Source organism: Xanthomarina maritima, assembly GCF_008084905.1.
Lineage (GTDB): Bacteria > Bacteroidota > Bacteroidia > Flavobacteriales > Flavobacteriaceae > Xanthomarina > Xanthomarina maritima.
On record NZ_VSFC01000012.1, the window covers coordinates 205438 to 227563 of the forward strand.

Annotated in this window: 19 protein-coding genes; 9 read left to right on the forward strand and 10 right to left on the reverse strand. The window is 30.6% G+C overall.

From position 1 onward, the window contains the following. Positions 1–8: 8 nt before the first annotated feature. Positions 9–674 (reverse strand): uracil-DNA glycosylase, encoded by a 666-nt coding sequence (gene ung / locus FVF61_RS02500; RefSeq protein WP_148452901.1) that lies wholly within the window; start codon positions 672–674, stop codon positions 9–11. Positions 675–742: 68 nt separating this feature from the next. On the opposite strand from ung, the gene FVF61_RS02505 reads away from it, so the two are divergent. After that, positions 743–2236, forward strand: a complete 1494-nt coding sequence (locus tag FVF61_RS02505) for a YfcC family protein (protein ID WP_148452903.1) — start codon at positions 743–745, stop codon at positions 2234–2236. On the opposite strand, the gene FVF61_RS02510 is transcribed toward FVF61_RS02505, so the two are convergent. Continuing rightward, entirely contained in the window at positions 2237–3193 is a 957-nt protein-coding gene (locus FVF61_RS02510) for an alpha/beta fold hydrolase (RefSeq protein ID WP_148452904.1), read from the reverse strand. Between the two features lie 99 nt (positions 3194–3292). On the opposite strand from FVF61_RS02510, the gene FVF61_RS02515 reads away from it, so the two are divergent. The 4 genes from FVF61_RS02515 to FVF61_RS02530 are packed head-to-tail and all read left to right on the forward strand — an operon-like array spanning position 3293 to position 7392. Next, positions 3293–5485: an endonuclease MutS2 gene (locus tag FVF61_RS02515; protein ID WP_148452906.1), complete on the forward strand. Its 2193-nt coding sequence runs from the start codon at positions 3293–3295 to the stop codon at positions 5483–5485. Between the two features lies 1 nt (position 5486). After that, positions 5487–5903 carry a thiol-disulfide oxidoreductase DCC family protein gene (locus FVF61_RS02520; protein ID WP_148452908.1) on the forward strand — a complete coding sequence of 139 codons (417 nt, stop codon included), beginning with the start codon at positions 5487–5489 and terminating at the stop codon, positions 5901–5903. A gap of 42 nt (positions 5904–5945) precedes the next feature. Next, complete coding sequence (locus FVF61_RS02525) at positions 5946–6689, forward strand: DUF3575 domain-containing protein (protein ID WP_158635171.1); 744 nt, start codon at positions 5946–5948, stop codon at positions 6687–6689. Positions 6690–6717: 28 nt separating this feature from the next. Next, positions 6718–7392: a hypothetical protein gene (locus tag FVF61_RS02530; protein WP_148452912.1), complete on the forward strand. Its 675-nt coding sequence runs from the start codon at positions 6718–6720 to the stop codon at positions 7390–7392. Between the two features lie 256 nt (positions 7393–7648). Here the strand turns inward: FVF61_RS02530 and FVF61_RS02535 are convergent, their stop codons facing one another. The 6 genes from FVF61_RS02535 to aroC are packed head-to-tail and all read right to left on the reverse strand — an operon-like array spanning position 7649 to position 14160. Next, complete coding sequence (locus FVF61_RS02535; RefSeq protein ID WP_148452914.1) at positions 7649–8809, reverse strand: flavohemoglobin expression-modulating QEGLA motif protein; 1161 nt, start codon at positions 8807–8809, stop codon at positions 7649–7651. Further along, positions 8810–9640, reverse strand: a complete 831-nt coding sequence (locus FVF61_RS02540; RefSeq protein ID WP_148452916.1) for an N-formylglutamate amidohydrolase — start codon at positions 9638–9640, stop codon at positions 8810–8812. It lies immediately after the preceding gene. A 7-nt stretch (positions 9641–9647) separates the two neighbouring features. Beyond that, positions 9648–10484, reverse strand: a complete 837-nt coding sequence (locus tag FVF61_RS02545; protein WP_148452918.1) for a sulfurtransferase — start codon at positions 10482–10484, stop codon at positions 9648–9650. A gap of 12 nt (positions 10485–10496) precedes the next feature. Beyond that, on the reverse strand, positions 10497–11534 hold the full coding sequence (gene gshB / locus FVF61_RS02550) for a glutathione synthase (RefSeq protein ID WP_148452920.1): 1038 nt from the start codon (positions 11532–11534) through the stop codon (positions 10497–10499). 59 nt (positions 11535–11593) lie between these two features. Continuing rightward, on the reverse strand, positions 11594–13039 hold the full coding sequence (locus FVF61_RS02555; RefSeq protein WP_148452922.1) for a dicarboxylate/amino acid:cation symporter: 1446 nt from the start codon (positions 13037–13039) through the stop codon (positions 11594–11596). A 59-nt stretch (positions 13040–13098) separates the two neighbouring features. Continuing rightward, a complete protein-coding gene (gene aroC, locus FVF61_RS02560) occupies positions 13099–14160 on the reverse strand; it encodes a chorismate synthase (RefSeq protein WP_148452924.1) in 1062 nt (353 codons plus the stop codon). 186 nt (positions 14161–14346) lie between these two features. Here aroC and FVF61_RS02565 point away from each other — a divergent pair, with 186 nt between their 5' ends. After that, positions 14347–15189 (forward strand): UDP-2,3-diacylglucosamine diphosphatase, encoded by an 843-nt coding sequence (locus FVF61_RS02565; protein ID WP_148452926.1) that lies wholly within the window; start codon positions 14347–14349, stop codon positions 15187–15189. On the opposite strand, the gene FVF61_RS02570 is transcribed toward FVF61_RS02565, so the two are convergent. Beyond that, positions 15186–18116, reverse strand: a complete 2931-nt coding sequence (locus FVF61_RS02570) for an FAD-binding and (Fe-S)-binding domain-containing protein (protein WP_148452928.1) — start codon at positions 18114–18116, stop codon at positions 15186–15188. The genes FVF61_RS02565 and FVF61_RS02570 overlap by 4 nt on opposite strands. Positions 18117–18213: 97 nt before the next feature. Here FVF61_RS02570 and FVF61_RS02575 point away from each other — a divergent pair, with 97 nt between their 5' ends. From FVF61_RS02575 to FVF61_RS02585, 3 genes are all read left to right on the forward strand, one after another. Beyond that, positions 18214–18705: a hypothetical protein gene (locus tag FVF61_RS02575; RefSeq protein ID WP_148452930.1), complete on the forward strand. Its 492-nt coding sequence runs from the start codon at positions 18214–18216 to the stop codon at positions 18703–18705. 70 nt (positions 18706–18775) lie between these two features. Then, positions 18776–19615: a sugar phosphate nucleotidyltransferase gene (locus FVF61_RS02580; RefSeq protein ID WP_148452932.1), complete on the forward strand. Its 840-nt coding sequence runs from the start codon at positions 18776–18778 to the stop codon at positions 19613–19615. 3 nt (positions 19616–19618) lie between these two features. Further along, positions 19619–20710 (forward strand): phosphotransferase enzyme family protein, encoded by a 1092-nt coding sequence (locus FVF61_RS02585; protein ID WP_233586658.1) that lies wholly within the window; start codon positions 19619–19621, stop codon positions 20708–20710. On the opposite strand, the gene FVF61_RS02590 is transcribed toward FVF61_RS02585, so the two are convergent. After that, complete coding sequence (locus tag FVF61_RS02590; protein WP_148452934.1) at positions 20693–22096, reverse strand: Gfo/Idh/MocA family protein; 1404 nt, start codon at positions 22094–22096, stop codon at positions 20693–20695. The genes FVF61_RS02585 and FVF61_RS02590 overlap by 18 nt on opposite strands. Between the last annotated feature and the right edge of the window lie 30 nt (positions 22097–22126).

The following is a 22126-nucleotide window of genomic DNA, read 5'->3' on the forward strand; positions in this document are numbered from 1 at the left end:
TAATAAAGTTACCAATCAACAGGCTTCAACCCAGCTTGCTCCAACAGGTAGTTAGCTTTTCTAAAGTGTTTATTTCCAAACCAATACCCTCTGTTTGCACTTAAAGGGGAAGGATGACCACATGCTAAAACAAAATGTTTATTCTTATTTATTAATTTAGTTTTTTTCTTAGCAAATCCACCCCAAAGTAGGAATATAACTTTCTCTTTATTTTCATTAATAGTCTTAATTACTTCATCTGTGAATTTTTCCCAACCTTTGTTTTGATGACTTCCAGCAACATTTTCTCTTACAGTTAATGTAGCATTTAATAAAAAGACGCCTTGCTCTGCCCAACGCATTAAATTTCCACTTTTAGGATATGGAATTCCTAGATCTTGTTCTAATTCTTTAAATATATTAATTAAAGAAGGAGGATGTTTAATGCCATCATTTACTGAGAAACACAATCCATTAGCTTGACCAATACCATGATATGGATCTTGACCAATGATTACTACTTTTACATCTTGTAAAGAACATTGAGTAAAAGCATTAAAGATATTAGACTCTGGTGGAAAACAATTATTATTTAAATATTCTTGAGTAACAAAGGTATTTAATGATTGAAAATAAGGTTTATTTATTTCATTTTCGAAAAAAGGCAGCCAGCTATTGTCTATATTAATTGTCATTTTTTATCTTCGTCTTTATGTCTCGACTAAAATAATATTATCTTTATTCTAAATAAAATATTAAATACTTGAAAAATCTAAAATTTCCAACAGCTCAAACTATTTTAATAATAATTGCTGCTGCTGTAGCACTTCTAACCTGGATAATTCCAGCTGGAAAGTATGATTCCCTATCATATAATAAGGATTCCAACACATTTACAAGAAGTCATTTAGAAAGTTCTACTACTCTAGAAGCAACTCAAACTACTTTAGATAATTTAAATATAAAAATTCCACTTGAAAAATTTACTAGTGGAGATATTTGGAAACCTATTTCAATTCCAAATACATATCAAGAGGTAGAAGCTAGACCACAAGGGTTAGTAGCTTTTTTTGAATCGCCAATAAAAGGAATAATTGAAGCTGCAGACATTATATTCTTAGTATTGATTATTGGAGGTTTAATTGGTATAATGAATTTAACTGGAACCTTTGATGCAGGAATAACATGGTTAGCAAATGCTTTAAAAGGTCATGAATATATTTTAATTGTATTTGTAACTGTATTAATTGCATTAGGTGGTACAACTTTTGGACTAGCAGAAGAAACCATTGCCTTCTACCCTATTTTAATTCCTATGTTTTTAGCAGCAAAGTATGATGCTATTGTGCCTTTAGCAGCAATTTATATTGGCTCTTCTATAGGAACCATGTGTTCTACTGTTAATCCGTTTAGTGTTATTATAGCTTCAGATGCAGCAGGAATAAACTGGACTACAGGTTTTTCAGGGAGATTGATAATGCTTCTTTTAGGTACTTTAATTTGTATTATTTATATTCTTCGTTATGCAAGTCGCGTTAAAAAAGACCCTTCAAAATCTATTATTTATAGTCAGAAAGAACAAATTGAAATGCTTTTTGGAACTTCTTCAAATTCTGAAATTAAATTAACGAATAGATTACGTCTCATTCTATTAATTTTCGCCATGTGTTTTGTAGTTATGATATATGGTGTTTCTCAGTTAGAATGGTGGTTTATAGAAATGACAACTGTTTTTTTAGTTGGAGCTATATTAATAGGAATTATAGCCAAAATACAAGAAGCCACTTTTGTTGACACCTTTGTAAAAGGTGCCGGCGAATTACTAGGAGTTGCTATTATTATCGGCATAGCTAGAGGTGTCTCTGTATTAATGGAAGATGGTTTTATTAGCGATACCTTATTATACCATTCTAGTAGTATCACTGAAGGAATGAATAAAGGTGTTTTTGCAAATGCCATGCTATTTATCTATGGTGGGTTATCATTTTTTATTCCTAGTTCTTCTGGAATGGCAGTTTTAACAATGCCAATTATGTCTCCTTTAGCTGATACCGTTGGTTTTGGAAGAGAAATAATAGTAAACTGTTATCAATATGGCATGGGATTATTTGCTTTTATTAATCCAACTGGTTTAATTTTAGCTTCCTTGGCTATTGTAAAAGTTGGTTATGATAAATGGTTGAAATTTGTAATGCCTTTAGTTATCATATTAACTGTGTTTACTATGATTATGCTCACTATTTTAGTTTATATCTAATTATTTATCTTTTAAAAAATTTAGAATATTTTCATTAACAGTTTCTGCCTGATCAATTGATAGAAAGTGACCAGCATTATTTATAACTTCACCTTGGCCTTTATTAATAAGTTTTTTGGTTAAGAAAATGCTCTTTTCATTATTTATCATATCATCATCTCCAATTAACACTAAAACAGGCATTTTTAAAGACTTAAAATCTTGTTTTGAAAAAGGCATCATATCTACCACAAATTTATTTATTGAATCTTTTTCTGTAGCTATGGCATATTGCTCAATATATGTTTTGTTAATATTATCAACATTACTAGACATAGATTCTAAAGTTTCTTGAATTTGTTTTTCTTTTGAAGAAAAAGTATAAATTATATTTTTTAATAAGTTTGTGCTAGGTCTTATCCAAATAAATGTTTGAGCAGGACTTAATAAAATCATACTTTTTATATTTTCCTGTTGTTGCAATGCTATATTGACAGCAAGCCAACCACCTCTTGACGCTCCAATAAGATGAAACTTTTCAAGATTTAATTTTTTAAAAATCTCATGATACCATTCAGCAATTTGATTTGTATTTTCAAAATCTTTTGTAATAAATGATTTTCCAGGTTCTAATATAAAATCGATAGCAAATACTCGATAATCATTAGATAAAGCTTTAATATTAGGATACCACATAGTAGAACTAGCATTCATTCCATGCAGAAGAACTACAGAATCTTTGTTATTACTACCTGTTACAATAACATGAGCAATACCATAATTGGTAGGAATATAAAGTTCCTCAAATGGAATATCCCAAAGTTTCATTGTCGCATCATATGCATCAAAATAAGCTTTATGTTCAGACTGAATATTAGTAATATATTCAGGTTCATCAGTATATTTTAAATAGTCGTTCTTACAATTGAATACGCTTATGAAAAAAAAGCAAAGACAAAATATTTTTAACTTTTGCATCTATCTATTTATTAATTTAAATTCAAATCTACATAATTATTAATCTAATTTCATCATTAAAACTTAATACGTAACTTTGTTTTTTAAAAAGTATTATACATGCCTGTTTCAAAGGAAAAAACACACATCCATATTCATAATAAAACTTTACAAGATTTAGAATTAGCAACAGTTTTAAATCAAGTAAGCGAGTTGTGTATTACTGCCTTAGGTCATGAAAAAACATTGGAAATCCAACCTTATAGTAATAAAAAGCTAGTTTTAAATGCATTAGACTTGACAAACGAGTATTTAGCTTCTTTTTATAATGAAAATAGAATTCCAAACCATGGGTTTGAAACAATAAGTAAAGAAATTAAGCTTTTAAAAATTGAAAACACATATTTAGAAACTCATAGTTTTAAAAAAATTGTATCTATATCTTTAACTTCAAATGAAATAATTTTATTCTTAAGAAAGTTTGAAGAATATTATCCAAGTTTAAATAATTATGCTTCTAATATAGAAGTAACAAAAGCTATAATTGAAGAAATTGATAGGATTGTAGATCGATTTGGAGATGTTAAAGACTCCTCTTCCTCTCTTCTTTTTGAACTTAGACAGCAAATTAACAAGTTAAAAGGTAAAATTAACCAGAGTTTTGCAACTGCATTAAACACATATCATCAATTAGAATATCTTGACGATATTAGAGAATCTGTTGTAGATAATAAACGTGTTCTAGCTGTTAAAGCCATGTATAGACGTAAAGTTCGTGGAGCAATTATGGGTGGAAGTAAAACAGGAAGTATTGTTTATATTGAACCTGAAACCACCTTACAATATACGAGAGAATTAAATAATCTGGAATACGAAGAGAATGAGGAAGTTATAAGAATTTTAAAAGCTCTTACAAATTTTATTAGACCCTTTTTACCTCTCTTAAAACAATATCAGGATTTTTTGACTGAATTGGATGTAATTTCTGCTAAAGCAAAATATGCTAAATCTTTGAATGCCATACTTCCTGAAATTAACCAGGACAGAGAATTGTATCTTAGAGACGCTTATCATCCATTACTTTATTTAAGCAATGTAAAAAAGAATACGAAAACATTTCCTCAAACTATAGAACTCAATCAAGAGAATAGAATCATTGTTATCTCTGGTCCAAATGCTGGAGGAAAAAGTATTACTTTAAAAACTGTAGGACTACTTCAACTTATGTTGCAAAGTGGTTTATTAATTCCTGTTCACGAGAGAAGTAAAGTATTTCTATTCGATAGAATTATCACAGATATTGGCGATAATCAATCTATAGAAAATCATTTAAGCACCTATAGTTATCGATTAAAACAGATGAATTACTTTTTGAAAAAATGTAATAAAAACACTTTGTTCTTAATTGATGAATTTGGCACAGGAAGCGACCCTGAATTGGGTGGAGCATTAGCAGAAACTTTTTTGGAAGAGTTTTATCATCGTGAAGCTTTTGGAATCATCACAACTCATTATTCTAATTTAAAAATTCTTGCTAGCGAATTACCTTATATGCAGAATGCTAATATGATGTTCGATGAAAAATCTTTGGAGCCTGTTTATAAATTAGCACTTGGTCAAGCAGGAAGTTCCTTTACGTTTGAAGTCGCTCAAAAAAATGGAATTCCATATAGTTTAATAAATAGAGCAAAAAAGAAAATTGAACGTGGCAAAGTACGCTTCGATAAAACTATAGCAAAACTCCAAAAAGAGCGATCTAAACTAGAAAAAACAGAACAATCTTTAAAAGTTAACGAACGCAAAAAACAGTCTGAAGCAGATAAACTAGAAGAGATTAATACCAAAATACAAAAAAAGTTAGAAAGCTATCAAGAGTTGTATGACAGTAATCAAAGACTTATTTATTTAGGACAGAAAATAAATGATCTTTCAGAAAAATATTTTGAAAATAAGAAAAAGCAAGAACTTATGGACGAGCTTTTTAAAATAGTGCAAGTCGAAAATTCCAAACGCAAAAAAGTATCAGTAAAACAAAAAAAGGCTGAAAAAGCAAAAGAACAACAGGTAAAAAAAGAAGCAGAAAAAAAAGTAGATATTATTAGAAAAAAGAAAAAAGACACCAAAACTAAGGATGCTTTAAAACCACCTGTGCCTAAGCCTAAGTTAAAAGTTGGCGATCGTGTTCGCTTAGAAGATGGTCGAGCTGTTGGAAGTATTGATAGTATTGAAAAAAATAAAGCTATAGTAAATTATGGCATGTTTACAACCAATGTAAGTTTAGAACAGTTAGAACTTGTAGAAGCATTAAAATAGGATGATAGATATCCCAAAAAACAAACAACTAATTTTATTCGATGGTGTTTGCAACTTATGCAATGCAACCGTTCAATACATTATTAAACATGATAAAAATAATATTTTCCTGTTTGCTCCATTGCAAGGTGAAACAGGTAAAGAGATAATTAATCAGTTTAAGATTGACACATCAAAGGTTGACTCTATCTTACTTTATAAAAATGAAAATAAGTTATTCTATAAATCTACTGCTGCATTAAAAATATTTTCTAAACTTAGTTTTCCAATAAACCTATTGGCTATATTTTTAATTGTTCCATCTTTCATTCGAAATTTTGTTTACGATTATATGGCAACCAACCGTTATGCTTGGTATGGCAAACAAAAAGAATGTATGATTCCTACAGATAAATTAAAAGCAAAATTTTTAAGTTAGTGCTTATATATTTGTATATTTATGATACATTTGAAAAATACTATGAGACACACAATTAAACCACTTTTTTTAGCTGTATTTTTTCTGATTTCGACCAATTCTTTTGCACAAGAAGAGGTGTCTCAATCTGAAAAAAGAATAGTTAAAAATGAAATTTCTTTTGAAGTCCTTCAGCTTATAAATGGAGTTTATCAACTTTCATATGAACGATATGTATGGAATAATTTTTCTGCAGCATTAGCTATAGGATATAAAGGAAAAGAAGGCATCATTAAATTATCAGGAATTGATAATGACCAAATTAAAACGGGTGATGTTTATTATACAGGTTATCAAATAGCACCTGAGATTAGATATTATCTTAAGAAAACATCAAATAATAATTTGAACGGTTTTTATTTTGGGCTTTATTTGAAATTTTCCGATTATAAATCAACTCTTTCAGGTACTTATATTGATGATTTGGGTGTAAATTATGATATGGAATTTGATATGAAGTTAGATGTTACTTCTGTTGGATTTATGTTAGGATATAAGCTTCCGGTTACAAAAAGGTTTAATATTGACTTTATGATTGCTGGACCAGGTTCAGGAAACTATAATTTTCAAATTAAAAATAAGAAAGATCTACCTGAAGAATTCTATGATGATTTAAACGATGCTCTTGAAGAATATAGTATTCTAGACTTTATAAATTCAGATTTTAGATTTTCTGATGTGAATAATAAATCAAAATTTTCAGCATTTTCATTTAGATATGGAATTGCTGTTGGCTATACATTTTAACAATCAATTATATTTTTAACAAATTACTATGAAAAACACATTTAAATTTATTTGCACACTTGCTTTTTTAATAATTGTTTCAAGTTGCTCAAGTATTAAAGTTGTAGATGCTTGGAAATCTGAAACTGCAAGTTCAGTAAAAGATAACAATATTTTGGTTATAGCTAGAACACAAGATAAGCAAGCTAGAATTGCTTTCGAACAAGCTATGGCAAACCAAATGAGATCTAACGGAATAAAAGCTACAGAAAGCTTTAGAAAATTTCCAAATATGTTACCAGACGAAAAACTTTCGGAAGAAAAATTAAAAAACTTTGAAGCTTTTTTAAATAACGAAGGTTTTGACGGTATTGTATTAACTGTTGTAAAAGACATGAGAGAATCTACTCAGACTACAGAACAAGGTGGCTATTATGCTGGAGCGAGTTATTCTTCGTTATACCCAGGATATTATTATGGAGGATTTTATGGATACTATGCACATCCTATGTCGTATTCTACTTTTGGTAGTTATACACCAAGTACTTACACTACAACAACGGTTAAAACTTATATTGTAGAGACAGTTATATATGATTTAGCTCAACCTGAGGACAAACAATTAGCTGCTGTTGTTACATCTCAAATAGAAGACCCACAAGATGTTACTAAAAACGCAGAGGAATACACTAAAAAAGTAGCAGAAAGTCTAAACGACAAATAATATCAATTATATCAAAATAAAAAAAGGTCTTGAATATAATATTCAAGACCTTTTTTATTAACAACAACTAACCAAAAAAATTAAAAATTAAGAACTATAAATAAAGTTTAGAATAATTTATTTTTGTTAGATAAATGTATTAAAGTTTTTTAATTGCTTATTGAAAACTCGATGAAATGATATAATTATTTGTTTTAAAAAATATTTTTGTAAAAATCATCTTTAAAATGTATAGTAATCAGTTAGTTACAGTTATTTATTTTAAACTATTTAGTATAAAATCTAAATCTTTATTATAATTTTCTTTTAGTAAATACGAATCAGTAAAATATGTAGATGTCTTAGCCAATCCTAATTCCTGTAATTTATATATGGCATCCTTATATTCTAAAGAAGATTTTCCAGTTAATATTACATCCAAATCATTTCCTTGTTTGGCATATTGATACACTTTTTGTAAACCAGATAAGTATAAATGGTCTTTAGTAAAACCTCCTCCTCTATGCACACGTAGTGTAATAGCAAAAGCTTTATCCTTATCTAGTTTATATTGGTTATATAATAAATCGAAAGTATCAGAAAAGGAATAACCTTTTATTAAACTATCTACAGCAATTACACGATAAGACAATTCCTTTAATCTAGTTAAGGTTAAACAACCAGACATGTACTCTGAATATACTGCTAATCCTTCCTGAGTTTCTACATTATTAGGAAAACCATTAGAGAAAATATGCAAAGGCTGGTTTACTGCATTAAAAGTTGTTACCAAATGCACACCAATTTCATGGTTTGCTAACACTTGTAACTGGTTTTCACTAAACTTATGATTCTTTCTTAATAGCAATGTTTGAGCATTGTTTTGAACCATTGCTGCTGCCGATATATTGGTGGAAAGTTTAATGTGGTATTTAAAATTATAACGCTTAGAAAATGTTTCAAAATAGTCAATAGCTTCATGTGCTGAGTACATAGGAAGCATATCTTCAGAAAATTCAGAATCTTCAAACCTTAATATAAACTTCGCATTATCTATATCTTTTTCAGTTGGAGTTCCAAAACTTTTTAAACTGTTATAATAAAATTTTCTTCCTTGATTGATGGTTTCAATACATTCTATAAGCCCAGAATATTCATAAATTATATCTTCATATAAACCTCTTATGGTTTCATCTTGAATGCGTTCAAGCCTTTGAGAAAAAAATAACCGATGCAATTTAAATCCATTGAATTTAATTTTAGGATATTTAAAATGTGGCTCGTAATTGAATTTTGAAGCGTAAAATTGCTTCTTTTCACTTTCAATATTTAATGGATTGATATAATTTAGGAGTTCAATTTTTTTAACCAATCGGTTTAAATTGGCATCAATATCAAACAAGCTTTGATGTTGTTCTAATAATTTTTCTGAAATCATTTATTCTGAATACATGTTATAAAATTCTGAAGCGTGCTTTGGAAGTCTTATTTTAAGTTCATCTATAACTGTAGCAACTACTTCTGGATATATAATTTGATTAACTTCATCGCAATATACTTTTGCGATTTCAGTTGCCAAAACTAAAGTATTTTTAAAGTTTTTAGTTATATATTTTAAAAAATAACCGTTACCTTGAAAGGTATCATTAATCTTTGCTGAAGATTTTATGTCATTGGGAAAGTTTATTTCTGAAAGACTTTGCCTCCAGAGTTCTACGATACCTCCAAATCTTTTAGTATCAATGTTACTAGTTCCTAAGTTCCAGGTTGGCACTTCCCTATCCCAACGTTTCCAGTTATAACTATGCATGTCGTAAACCACACAAACACCAAATTTCTCTTCCAACTTTGCAATTAAAGCATGAACCACTTTATAGAAATCAAGATGCTTATTTAAGCTTTTTTGCTTTATATCTTTAGGTAACTGCTTTTTCCAAAGTTGTTTTCCCCAAGCGGTTTCAAAAACAGCTTCTTCTGGAGGTCTATTTAAATCGTACTCAAACCTAGAATCACAACCAGCGAGAACAATTGGATGAGAAGCAATCATGTTTTTAGTTTCTGGATCTTCTTCATACCATCTATCGTATTCATTATGCAAACAATTTTCCCATAAATCTTTTCGAAACTGATGACCATCATGTATAGCAGCACATGCATAAGGCACATAAGAATCTATTTTTAAGGTGAATGAATAGTCACTGGAAACAGCATGAAAAACAACTTCGTTCTCTATATTTCTGATAATTTGTGAAATACTTAGCTTTTGCATGAATATATTAGTCGTTTGTTAAACTTCCCCATTCTGTCCAAGAGCCATCGTATATGGATAGATTTTTATATCCAGCTAATTCTGCTCCCAAGGCTAAAACACAAGCTGTAATACCAGATCCACATGAAAAAGTAATGGATTGATTTAATTGTACTAATGGTTGGAATAGTTGTTTTATTTGAGATTCAGATTTAAATAAACCTTGATCATTTATTAAGTTTTCAAATGGTAAATTAACCGAATTAGGAATGTTGCCACTACGTAATCCTGCTCGTGGTTCTGCTTCCAAACCATTAAACCTACTTTTGGAACGAGCATCTATAATTAAATGATTGCTATCTTGGGATTCCCTTTTTATGTCTTTAAAAAACTTCATATATTGAGGTAGAAGTTTCGCTTCAAAATTGCCCTTTTTAATTGGACTTTCAACTTTCTTTTCCACTTGAAAACCTACTTTTTCCCATGCAGGAAAACCTCCATCTAAAACAGCTACATTATTAAATCCAAAAGCTTTAAATAGCCACCAAACTCGAGGACTTGAATAAATGCCTTTTTCATCGTAAACTACAATTGCACTATCTTTATTTATTCCAATAGCTTGTGCTTCTTTTGTAAATTGTTTTTCAGAAGGAAAGGTAGTTGGAAATGGCGCAGACACATCACTAAACTTATTTTTTAAATCGAAAAATCTAGCTGTAGGAATCTGATTTTCATTCAAACCACTATCATTTCCAGTCACTTTAGGTATAGTTGTATTTAAAACTAACAGATTTGGATGATTTAAATGCTTATGAAGCCAAACTACAGAAACAATTGGGGATGGTATTATGAACTCAGTACTCATTTTTAGTATCGATTAAGCGTCTTCAACTGTTTTTCTTAAACGAGAACGTCTGTTGAAAGCCTCTACGTTATCTAGTACTTTACTTTCAAGAAAATCAATGACTTTTTCTTCAATCTTATATTTGTTTTTATAAACTTTATTAATGTAGGTAATACCACCAGGAGACATTACATTGACTTCAACCAATTTACCTCCAATAACATCTATTCCAACAAAATAGAGACCATCTTTAACTAATTTTGGACCAATTTGTTTGCATAAAGCCTTTTCAGCATTTGTTAAAGTATGTTTTTGAACAGATCCACCAGCAGATACATTTGAACGATGATCGTCTGAACCTGGAACACGTTTCATAGCTCCAATAGGTTCTCCATTAAGCATTAAAATTCGAACATCACCTTGATCTGCTCCTTCTATATAATCTTGTAAAATTACGTAGTTTGAAGTACCATCTCCACTATTAATGTAAAAATCCAAAAGCGAATTGATATTACTCATAGCAGATTTTTCAATAAGAATCACTCCAGAACCACCAAAACCATTTAATGGTTTAATAATCATCTTATCAGATTTTGATTCCTTTATTTGTTTGATTAAATAGTTTTTATTTTTAGAAACATGTGTGTTTGGTATAATATTGCTATGTGCATCACCAAAAGCTGCTGTATAAAGCTTATTGTTAGCTTCACGCATGCCTTCAAGAGAATTGATTATAAAAACATCGTCTTTAACGGAATCTAAAAAATTAAGCATAATAGGATCTAACGGAGGATTGGCTCTAAAAAAAATAGCATCAAAACCAGCTAAAGGTAACATTTCTTCTCTTATTTCTGCTTTTTTATAAAATACCTTTAATGATGAAGGTATCTTTTCCATTCTTCCTATAACAGTGCAAAAAGCATTGGTAACACTATTTCTAATAGTTAAATTTGCAGGTGTACAAATAGCTACTCCATGATTTCTTTTAACACATTCCTTAATCAACGCTAAGCTAGTATCGTTTTCAGGATCTATTTTATCCCAAGGATACATTAAAAAACAAACATTCATAATATCTATTATTTGTTAGAATTTTAAAGTTAAGGTTTTTGATTTTCTTTTAAAATATATTAAGAATCTAAATCAAAAGTTTCTGTTGGGTTTTCATGTTCTTTATAATCAAGCATGTTTTCTCCATCAGCAATAATTGAGCAAACAGTAGCATCTCCAGTAACATTTACAACCGTTCTAAACATATCTAAAATTCTATCTACTGGAAAAATAATGGCAATCCAAGCTGGATTTAACCCAACAGAATCTAATACTATAATAAGCATAACCAATCCTGCACTTGGTACAGCAGCTGAACCTATAGATGCCAAAGTTGCAGTTAATACTACCGTTACTTGTTGAGCAATGGTTAAATCTATCATGTGCATTTGTGCCAGAAAAATAACTGCTATGGCTTGATACATACTTGTTCCATCCATGTTTACTGTAGCTCCAATGGGAAGAACAAAACTGCTTATTTTTTTATTAACACCTAAATTCTGCTCTACACACTCCATAGTTACAGGTAGAGTAGCAGCGCTGCTAGAAGTTGAAAATGCTAAGGTTTGTGCTGGACTCATCGCTTTAAAGAATCCAGTATAAGGGATTTTCTTAACAAAGGTCTTTAAGATTAAAGGATAAACTACAAATATCATTAGTAACAACCCTACCAAGACTGTTAAAGAATACCAACTTAGACCTTTAAAGATTTCAACTACTTTACCTATATCGTCTCCAGCCATTTTACTTACAACACCAGCTAACAAAGCAAATACAAAAAATGGAGCAGCCTGCATAACAACATCTACCATTTTTAAAAAGACTTCGTTAATACCATCTACTAAATTTAATACAGGTTGTGATTTTTCAGAAGGAACAAAAAGCAAGCAAACACCAAAAAATACAGCAAAAAAGATAATTTGAAGCATCAAACCATTATTTGATAAAGAATAGAAAAAGTTACTAGGAACTATATCCACTAATGGCTGCAAAGGCGTAGTTTCTTTTCTGTTTTTTACTGTTTCCATTTTATCGGCAACAGCAGCTTCTTTAAGTTCACTTTTAGATAAATCTGAAATTTCCTGAGCACGTTGAAAAAACTCTGGGTCTTTAAGATAATTTACACCATCTTTAATTTCATAACCTTGAGAATCTGCCCAAATTTCATAACTTATTCTATTATCTATTCTACTTTGTTCATCAATTAGTTTTCCAGGTTTGAAGGTGTTTACTAACAATAACCCTAACGATATGGCCATAATGGTTGTAAGTAAATATATACCCAAAGTTTTCCCACCCATTCTACCTAAACTTGAAGGATCGCCTATATTTGCCACACCACTTATAATGGAAAATAAAACCAACGGAACTGCAATAAGTTTTAATAAATTTATAAATATAGTTCCAAAAGGATCAATCCAATTAATTGTAAAAGCACTCCAACCCATTGAACTTGAAAGTAAAGCCCATATGATACCGAGTACCATTCCTATAATTATTTTCCAATGTAATGCTAGTTTTTTCATAAGTCTTTTTGTACTTAAAACATCTTGTAAAATTGATGTTTAAATTCTTTATATTTTAGTTAGTTATAAATTCCATTATGTAAATAGTAATCAACTATTACCAAAGCTGCCATGGCTTCAACAATTGGTATGGCTCTTGGAACGACACAAGGGTCGTGTCTTCCTTTACCTTGCATTTCAACAATATTTCCAGAACTATCTAAAGCATCTTGTTTTTGTATAATAGTTGCTACAGGTTTAAAAGCTACTCTAAAATAAATATCCATTCCGTTACTTATACCACCTTGTATACCTCCAGATAAATTGGTTTTTGTGCTTCCATCTTCATTAAATAAGTCGTTATGTTCGCTTCCAGTCATTTTGGCTCCACAAAACCCACTACCATACTCAAAGCCTTTTACAGCATTTATGGATAGCATGGCTTTACCAAGTTCTGCATGAAGTTTATCGAATACAGGTTCTCCAAGACCAATAGGTACATCTTGTAGAACACAAGTAACTGTACCACCAATGGTATCTCCTTGCTTTTTTATTTTTTTAATTTTTGAAATCATTCGTTCTGCTGTTTCACTATCAGGACAACGAACAGCATTAGACTCGGTTTTAGAGAAATCTAAATCCTGATATGGTTTTTCAAGAAAAATATCACCTACAGACGATGTATAGGCATTTATTTTTACCTCTTTTAAAAGTTGTTTAGCAACAGCACCTGCAACCACTCTACAAGCAGTTTCACGAGCAGAACTTCGTCCTCCACCTCTATAATCTCGAACACCATATTTTTTTTCATAGGTGTAATCTGCATGGCTTGGACGATACACATCTTTTATATGAGAATAATCTTTTGATTTTTGATTGGTGTTTTTAATAATAAAACCAATAGATGTTCCTGTAGTTATTCCTTCAAAAATGCCTGATAAAAATTCTACAGTATCTGGTTCTTTTCTTTGAGTAACAATTTCAGATTGACCAGGTTTACGTCTGTTTAACTCGTTTTGAATTGCATCAAAATCTAATTTCAATCCAGATGGACAACCATCAATTACACCACCTATTGCTTCTCCATGAGATTCACCAAAAGTGGTTAACTTAAATATTTTTCCAAAGGTATTTCCAGCCATAAAATTAATTTATGTTGCTAATGTAATTGTATTATTAGAGAAACAAAAATGCTTTTAACAAAAGCCACTTATTTCATTCTTAAATGTTAGTAACAATTTAATAACAATGTTCTCACAAATAATTAATTATAACATAATGATTAACTAATAATCAAGTCTTTATTTTGTACCATAATAAATATTGCTTTGAAATTAAAAAGAAAAGTTGAAATTGCTGTTATTTCCGATGTACATTTAGGAACTTATGGTTGTCATGCCAAACAATTACTTACTTATTTAAATAGTATTCAACCTAAAAAACTTATTCTTAATGGTGATATTATTGATATTAGGCAATTTAGTAAGCGTTATTTTCCAAAATCACATTTGAAAGTTATTAAGAAAATTATGACAATGGCTGCAAATGGTGTTGAAGTCATCTATATTACTGGTAACCATGACGACATGCTTAGAAAGTTTAGTGATACTACCATAGGAAATATATCTATTGTTGATAAATTGGTTTTAGAATTAGATGGTAAAAAAGCTTGGTTTTTTCATGGTGATGTGTTTGATGCATCCATTCAAAATGCCAGATGGTTAGCTAAATTAGGTGGTTATGGTTATGATATGCTTATCTTATTTAACAGATGTATTAACTGGGTTTTAGAACGAATGGGAAAAGAAAAATATTCTTTATCTAAGCGAATAAAAAACAGTGTAAAAGGCGCTTTAAAATATATTAGTGATTTTGAAGAAGTTGCAACAGATTTAGCTATTGAAAACGGTTATGATTATGTGATATGTGGACATAATCATCAACCAAAAATGCTCTTAAAGGAAAACAAGCATGGTAAAACTATATATCTGAATTCAGGAGATTGGGTAGAAAATTTTACTGCTTTAGAGTATCAATTTAAACGCTGGAAGATATACAACTACAATCAAGACAAACTCTCGCCTTTCTTTGCAGATGAAGATATTAAAAAAATGGAGATGAAAGATTTAATAGCTGCTATTACTGTTTTTGATATCAAAAAAACCTCTTAAATCAAGGCTTCTTTAAGTATGGTTATTGGATGTTTGGCAACTTTCTGTGTTCCATCTTTTATTTGATGTCTGCAGCTTGTTCCATTTGCTGAAATAATTGTATCCTCATTAGTTTTTCTTATAGCTGGAAATAGTGTCTGTTCACCTATTTTCATACTTACTTCATAATGTTCTTTTTCATATCCAAAACTTCCTGCCATACCACAGCAACCACTTGGAATAATAGTTACGTTATAGTTTTTTGGCAAATTCAGCACGTCAAAACTTGATTTTTGATTGCTTAATGCTTTTTGATGGCAATGCCCATGAAAGTTAATGGATTTAGTTTCTTTTGTAAATTGCTCAGGTTTGATGTTACCTAAAACTATTTCTTGTTGAATAAACTCTTCAATTAAAAAGGTGTTTTCAGCAATTCTTTTTGCTGATTCTTTATCATCTACAAGTTTTAAATATTCATCTTTAAATGTGAATATAGCAGAAGGCTCAATACCAATCAATGGTGTCTCTACTGTAATCTTATCTTTAAACACGCTAATGTTTTTATTGGCTACTTCTTTAGCTTGTTTTAACAAACCATTTGATAAAAATGCACGTCCAGATTCCTCATGATTTAAAATGATAACTTTGTAATTTAAAGTTTGTAAAAGCACTAAAGCATCTAACCCAATTTGTGTGTCCAAATAATTGGTAAATTCATCATTAAATAAATAGATAGTCTTTATATTAATTTTATTATAATTCTGATATAAAGTAGTTTGATGTATTTTACTTAAACTTTTAATTGAAAGCAAAGGCAAAGTTCTTTTTGGAGCAATACCGAAGGATTTTTTTAACAAAGAGGTAATAATGCTATTTGAAAACATAACATTTGTGAAGCTTGGAAACTTACTCCCTAACCTATTCAATTGATTATTGTATGCAAACAATTTTGTTCGTAGTGAAATGCCATTCTCTTTATGATATTGATATTGAAACTCGGCTTTTAGACTAGCAACATCTACACTACTTGGACATTCACTTGCACAAGCTTTACAACTTAAACATAAGTCAAATACCTCTTTTAGTTCATGGTGGTTAAATTTGTTCTTTTTTTCAGAGTTTGTTAGAAATTCTCTCAGCGCATTGGCTCTAGCTCTAGTGGTATCTTTTTCGTCTCTGGTGGCACGATAACTTGGACACATAGTACCACCAAATTCTGGAAGTTTTCTACAATCTCCTGAACCATTACATTTTTCAGCTTCACGAAGAATACCCAAAGATTCTGTAAAATCTAAGAAGGTTTCAATTTCAGGTTCTTTTCTATCTGTAACATAACGCAGGTTTTTATCCATTGGAAAAGTATTAACTATTTTTCCTGGATTTAAAATATTTTTAGGATCGAAAGCTGTTTTAATATGTTTCAGGATCTGATAATTAGCCTCCCCAATCATTAACGGAATAAATTCTGCTCTTACAATACCATCTCCATGTTCGCCACTCATAGAACCCTTATATTTCTTGACAAGATGAGCCACATCTGTGGTTATTTTTCGGAACAAAACAACATCTTCTTTCTTTTTTAAATTTAAAATTGGACGCAAATGCAATTCTCCAGCTCCAGCATGAGCATAATAAACAGCTTCTTGTTTAAAGGAAGTCATCAACTTAGTAAATTCAATAATGTAATTTGCCAAATCTGGCAATGCAACAGCTGTGTCTTCAATACAAGCTGCAGTTTTCTTATCTCCTATAATATTTCCTAGCAAACCTAATCCAGCTTTTCTTAATTCGATGGCTTTTTCAATATCATTAGCTTTCAGTATGGGATTCGCATAGCTTAATTCTAAACTTTCTATGTCTTTAATCAGTCTATTTGCATGTAACTGAACCTCTTCTTCATTTTCTCCTTTTATTTCACACATTAAAATAGCCTGAGGATCACCTTCAATAAACTGTCTGTTCTCTTGTTGTGTTTTGTTATATTTTGTTAGATCCAGAATAGTTTTATCCATCATTTCACAGGTATGCAAATCATGTTGCATAACAGTTTCCACAGCATTTAAACAGTCTTGTATGGTTTTAAAATGTGAAGCAATCATCAGGCTTTCTTTTGGAGGAAGTACATTTAATTGCAAGGTGATTTCTGTTGTAAAAGCTAGAGTACCTTCACTACCAGAAAGTAATTTACACATGTTGAACCTTTCGGAAGAATCAGAAAAGATTTCTGTTTTAATCAATTCGTCAATGGCATAACCTGTATTTCTTCTATGGATTTCGGGTTTTGGAAATTGCTCTAGTATCTCATTTTGAACTGATTTAGGAAGTAATTCATTATAAATCGTGTTATAAATAGTGCCTTCTAGGGTTTTTAATGTTAATTTCTGTTGAAAATCATCTTTTGTTAAATCCCCAAAAACAACTTCAGAACTATCACTTAATATAGTTTTAAGTTCTAATACCTTATCACGAGTTACACCATATTGAATAGAAGTGGTTCCAGAGGAATTATTACCTACCATACCTCCTATCATACATCGATTTGAAGTGGATGTATTTGGCCCAAAAAACAAGCCAAAAGGCTTTAAAAAATTGTTTAGCTCATCCCTTACTACACCTGGTTGAACGGTTACTGTTTTATCTTTTTCGTTTATATTTAGAATCTTAGTGAAATATCTGGAAACATCCACAACAATTCCTTCTCCAACACATTGTCCAGCTAAAGAAGTTCCAGCAGTTCTAGGAATTATAGAGGTTTTATTTTTTACAGCAAATGTTATTAAATTTTTTATATCCTGTGTGGTTTTTGGAAAGGCGACAGCTTGTGGTAACTTCCTATATACCGAAGCATCAGTAGCATAGATAGCTTTTGTTAAATTATCGTAGAGTAAATCACCATCTAGCTGGTTTTTCAAGTCTTTAAAAAAGAGAGCTGTTTGCAATAATTCCAATAAATTTTAGTTTAAAAGATAAGCATAAATTTAAGATTTGTTTATGACTTATTGTAAAACAAAATTGTTTATTTTGAACTTAAAATTAGAAAGACTTATGAAAAAAATAGCATTAATAGCATGTGCCTTTTTAGGCTTTACAACTTTTATGAACGCACAAGAAATCTCTAAAAACGCCATCGGTTTAAGACTTGGTGATAGCGATGGTTTTGGAGCTTCTATTTCTTACCAAAGAGCCATCATGGAAACCAACCGTTTGGAATTTAATTTTGGCTGGACAGATGGTAAAAATTATGATGGTGTAAAATTAATTGGGTTATACGAATGGGTTTGGAACATTGATGGTGGATTTAATTGGTATGCAGGTCCTGGAGCAGGTTTTGCTGCTTATGACTTTGATCATCCCAATGGTAACGACCATAAAGATGGGTTTGTTATTCTAACTGGAACCGTAGGAATTGAATATAATTTTGATTTTCCTTTGCTACTTTCCCTAGATGTTAGACCTGAACTTGGTTTTGGAGACGATGCATATGATAACAACGACTTAGACTTCGATTTGGGGTTAGGTGTTAGATACCAATTCTAAATAAACCAGAATTAAATAAATAAAAATTAAAACACCTTTTACAAGGTGTTTTTTTACATAGTTTTGTAAGATGAAGCAAAAAACAATAGCCTTCATGGCAGCTGGAATGGGCTCTAGGTTTGGAGGTTTAAAGCAAGTGCATGAAGTTGTAAACAACTACGCGCTTTTAGATTTCTCTATTTATGATGCGCTTCAAGCTGGATTTAACCATCTTGTTTTTATTATTAGAGAAGAAATACTGCATGTTTTTGAAATACGTTATAAAAACTCACTCCCTAAATATGTGCAAGTTGATTTTGTTATTCAAGATACTATAGGTTTACCCGAACGAAAAAAACCATGGGGAACTGGACATGCATTACTTTCTTTAAAAAACACAATACACAGCAATTTTGCTTTAATTAATGCAGACGATTTTTATGGACGAGAAGCCTATAAGCTCATGTATAACGCTTTATATGAAAACGACAAACATGAAAATTACTTCATTGGATATCAATTAAAGAACACTTTATCAGACTTTGGAACTGTATCAAGAGGTGTCTGTGTTTTAAATAAAGACCAAGAACTGCTAAAAATTACAGAACATACAAACATAGATAAAGCTAACTTACAAGTGTCTTTAGAAACTATTGTATCCATGAATTTCTGGGGATTTACAACAGATATTTTTAACATAGCAGAGTTTCTTTTTAAAACTTTTCTCGAAAAGCATAAAGATTCTGAAGCAGCAGAATTTTATATTCCTACCCTTGTTGATTTCATGTTGGAAAAAAATAAAGGAACATTCAACATGCTTAAAACCAGCACCAAATGGTTTGGGATTACTTATAAAGAAGATGAACCTATGGTAAAGAAACATCTTCAAGAGTTTATTTCTAAAGGAGAGTATCCAGTAAAATTGTGGTAAGCTTTGGAATATCTTAAGAACATATGCAACCAATTTCAGATAGAACAACCTGTCTTAAAAACTAATATTATAGCTTCTGGACATATTAATGATACCTATTTAATTAATTGTAGTAATGATTTAAAATATATACTTCAAAATATTAACAATCAAGTTTTTAATAATTTAAAAGATATTATTTCAAACAAAGTTTTAGTAACCAATCATTTAAAAAATGAATATGATAAAATAAGTAGCACGTATCAAACAGCAAGTTTTATTAAATCTAAAAAAGATACTTATTACATTGAAGCATATCAAGGATTTTGGACCTTAATGGAATATATACCAAATTCTAAAACTATTGAACGAGCAGAAAACGAAAAGCAAGTTTTCGAAGCAGGAAAATTATTCGGGAATTTTATTTCTTCTACCACTACTCTAGATACTGATTGTATTATTGAGACACTTCCTGAGTTTCATTCGGTTCCATGTCGTTTTCTTCATTTTGAAGCAGCTCTCAAAAAAGCCAGCCCAGTGAGAATGAATCATGCAAAACAGCTTATTGATTTTGTTTATAAACATAAAGAGGAGATGTTTCAGCTTTCAGAATTAAAAAATAAAAATACTTTTCCTTTAAGAGTTACTCATAACGATACTAAGATGTCTAATATTTTGTTTAATAAAGGTGATAATGGCTTAGCTATTATAGATTTAGACACAGTTATGCCTGGCATTGTGCATTTTGATTTTGGTGATTCCATTCGTTCCATTTGTTCAAATACAGTTGAAGATTCTGAAGATTTAGAACAAACCTTTATCAATATGAATTTTTACAATATTTATTGTAAAGGGTTTGCTTCTGAGACCTCTATGATGTTTACTCCAAAAGAAATAGAATATTTACCATTAGCTGTTAAAACCTTGATTTATATTATAGGTTTGCGATTTTTAACTGATTATCTGAACAACGATGTGTATTATAAAACAGCTTATAAAACCCATAATTTGGTTCGTGCTAAAAATCAAATGAAGCTTTTACAAAGTGTTATAGAAAACTTTGATGAAGTTAAAGCAATTACTTATTCAAATTTTAACTTAAAGAATATCTCGTAACACTTCATTTTTTCTTGGTGTTTCCCAAGTACCACCTGTAAAATCTGGAACAACCGTTCTCGCACTATTATTAGCAACCGATATTTCAGACAAAGGTGTAATGGCACTCCAAAGAACGCTATCGTATAAATTAATATCCAATGGTAACCCTTCGTTTAGACAACGAATCAATCTATAAACCATCACAAAATCCATACCTCCATGACCAACAGCATTGGCATCAATTTGAGTTTTTAGTTTATACCATAATGGATGATCGTAACGCTCTCTATATTCTTTGTATTCTTCGTCTTTTAACCAGCTGTGTCCCCATTGTAACTCGTCATGTCCAACATACAATCTGGAAGAATAGCCTTCATGAGCTGCTTTAGTCCCAAATACGTTATTTAATCTAGAATAAGGTCTTCCTGTATGTGTATCGAATTGCAACATGATGGTTCTGCCCAATTTGGTTTTAATTAAAGTGGTATTCATATCGCCACAGGCAAATTGCTTTACCGGAAAATTCTCTATTTCAGCTCCAAGTTTCAAACTGTCATCTCGCGAACTCATTGAGGTTAAATAATCGTAATTATCACCACGACCAATATCCATATAAAAACTTGTAGGACCTAATCCATGACCTGTATAAAAGTTTCCGTTTTTAGTTTCATGATGCTTGATACGCCATTGATTTTCGTAGTAAGTATCATCCATCATATGCTTTCGCAAATCGTGAATATAAGCACCTTCAGCATGATTAATGTCTCCAAAAACACCTTGGTCAATCATATTTAACACCCAAAGTTCTTCGCCATTAAAACAGCAGTTTTCCATGTACATACAATGCTTTTGGGTACGTTCTGCCACATCTATTAGTTTCCAACAATCTTCAAGCGTCATAGCCATGGGTTGCTCACAAGCTACATGTTTTCCTTGTTCCATGCCATACACTGACATTTCTGTATGATAATTCCAAGGAGTTGCTATTAAAATTAAATCTATATCATCTCTTTCCGCCAACTTTTTCCATTCGGTTTGGTTGCCATAATACAAATCTGCTGACTTGTTTTGAATAGTTCTAAGGTATTCGTTGTTTTTTTCAACCTTCTCTTGTCTTAAATCTGAAAGGGCTACAATTTCTGCATGATTATTTTTAATTAAATAATCGAACATCTGAATAAGCACACTACCTCTATTTCCCATGCCTATAATACCTACTCTAACTTTAGAAATTGGATCTGCTGTAAGACCAACTGCATTTCCAAGAGCTTTTTTTTGAGTTAAGAGCTTATTCAGTAGTTCTTTTTCTATAGTTTCATTTGTTTTGCCTGCAAGTAGACTTGGAGCCAATCCTAAAAATAGACCTGCTCTTGCTGTAAGATTCAAAAAGGATTTTCTGTTCATTTTAGAAAAGATTCAATTAGAACAGAAAGG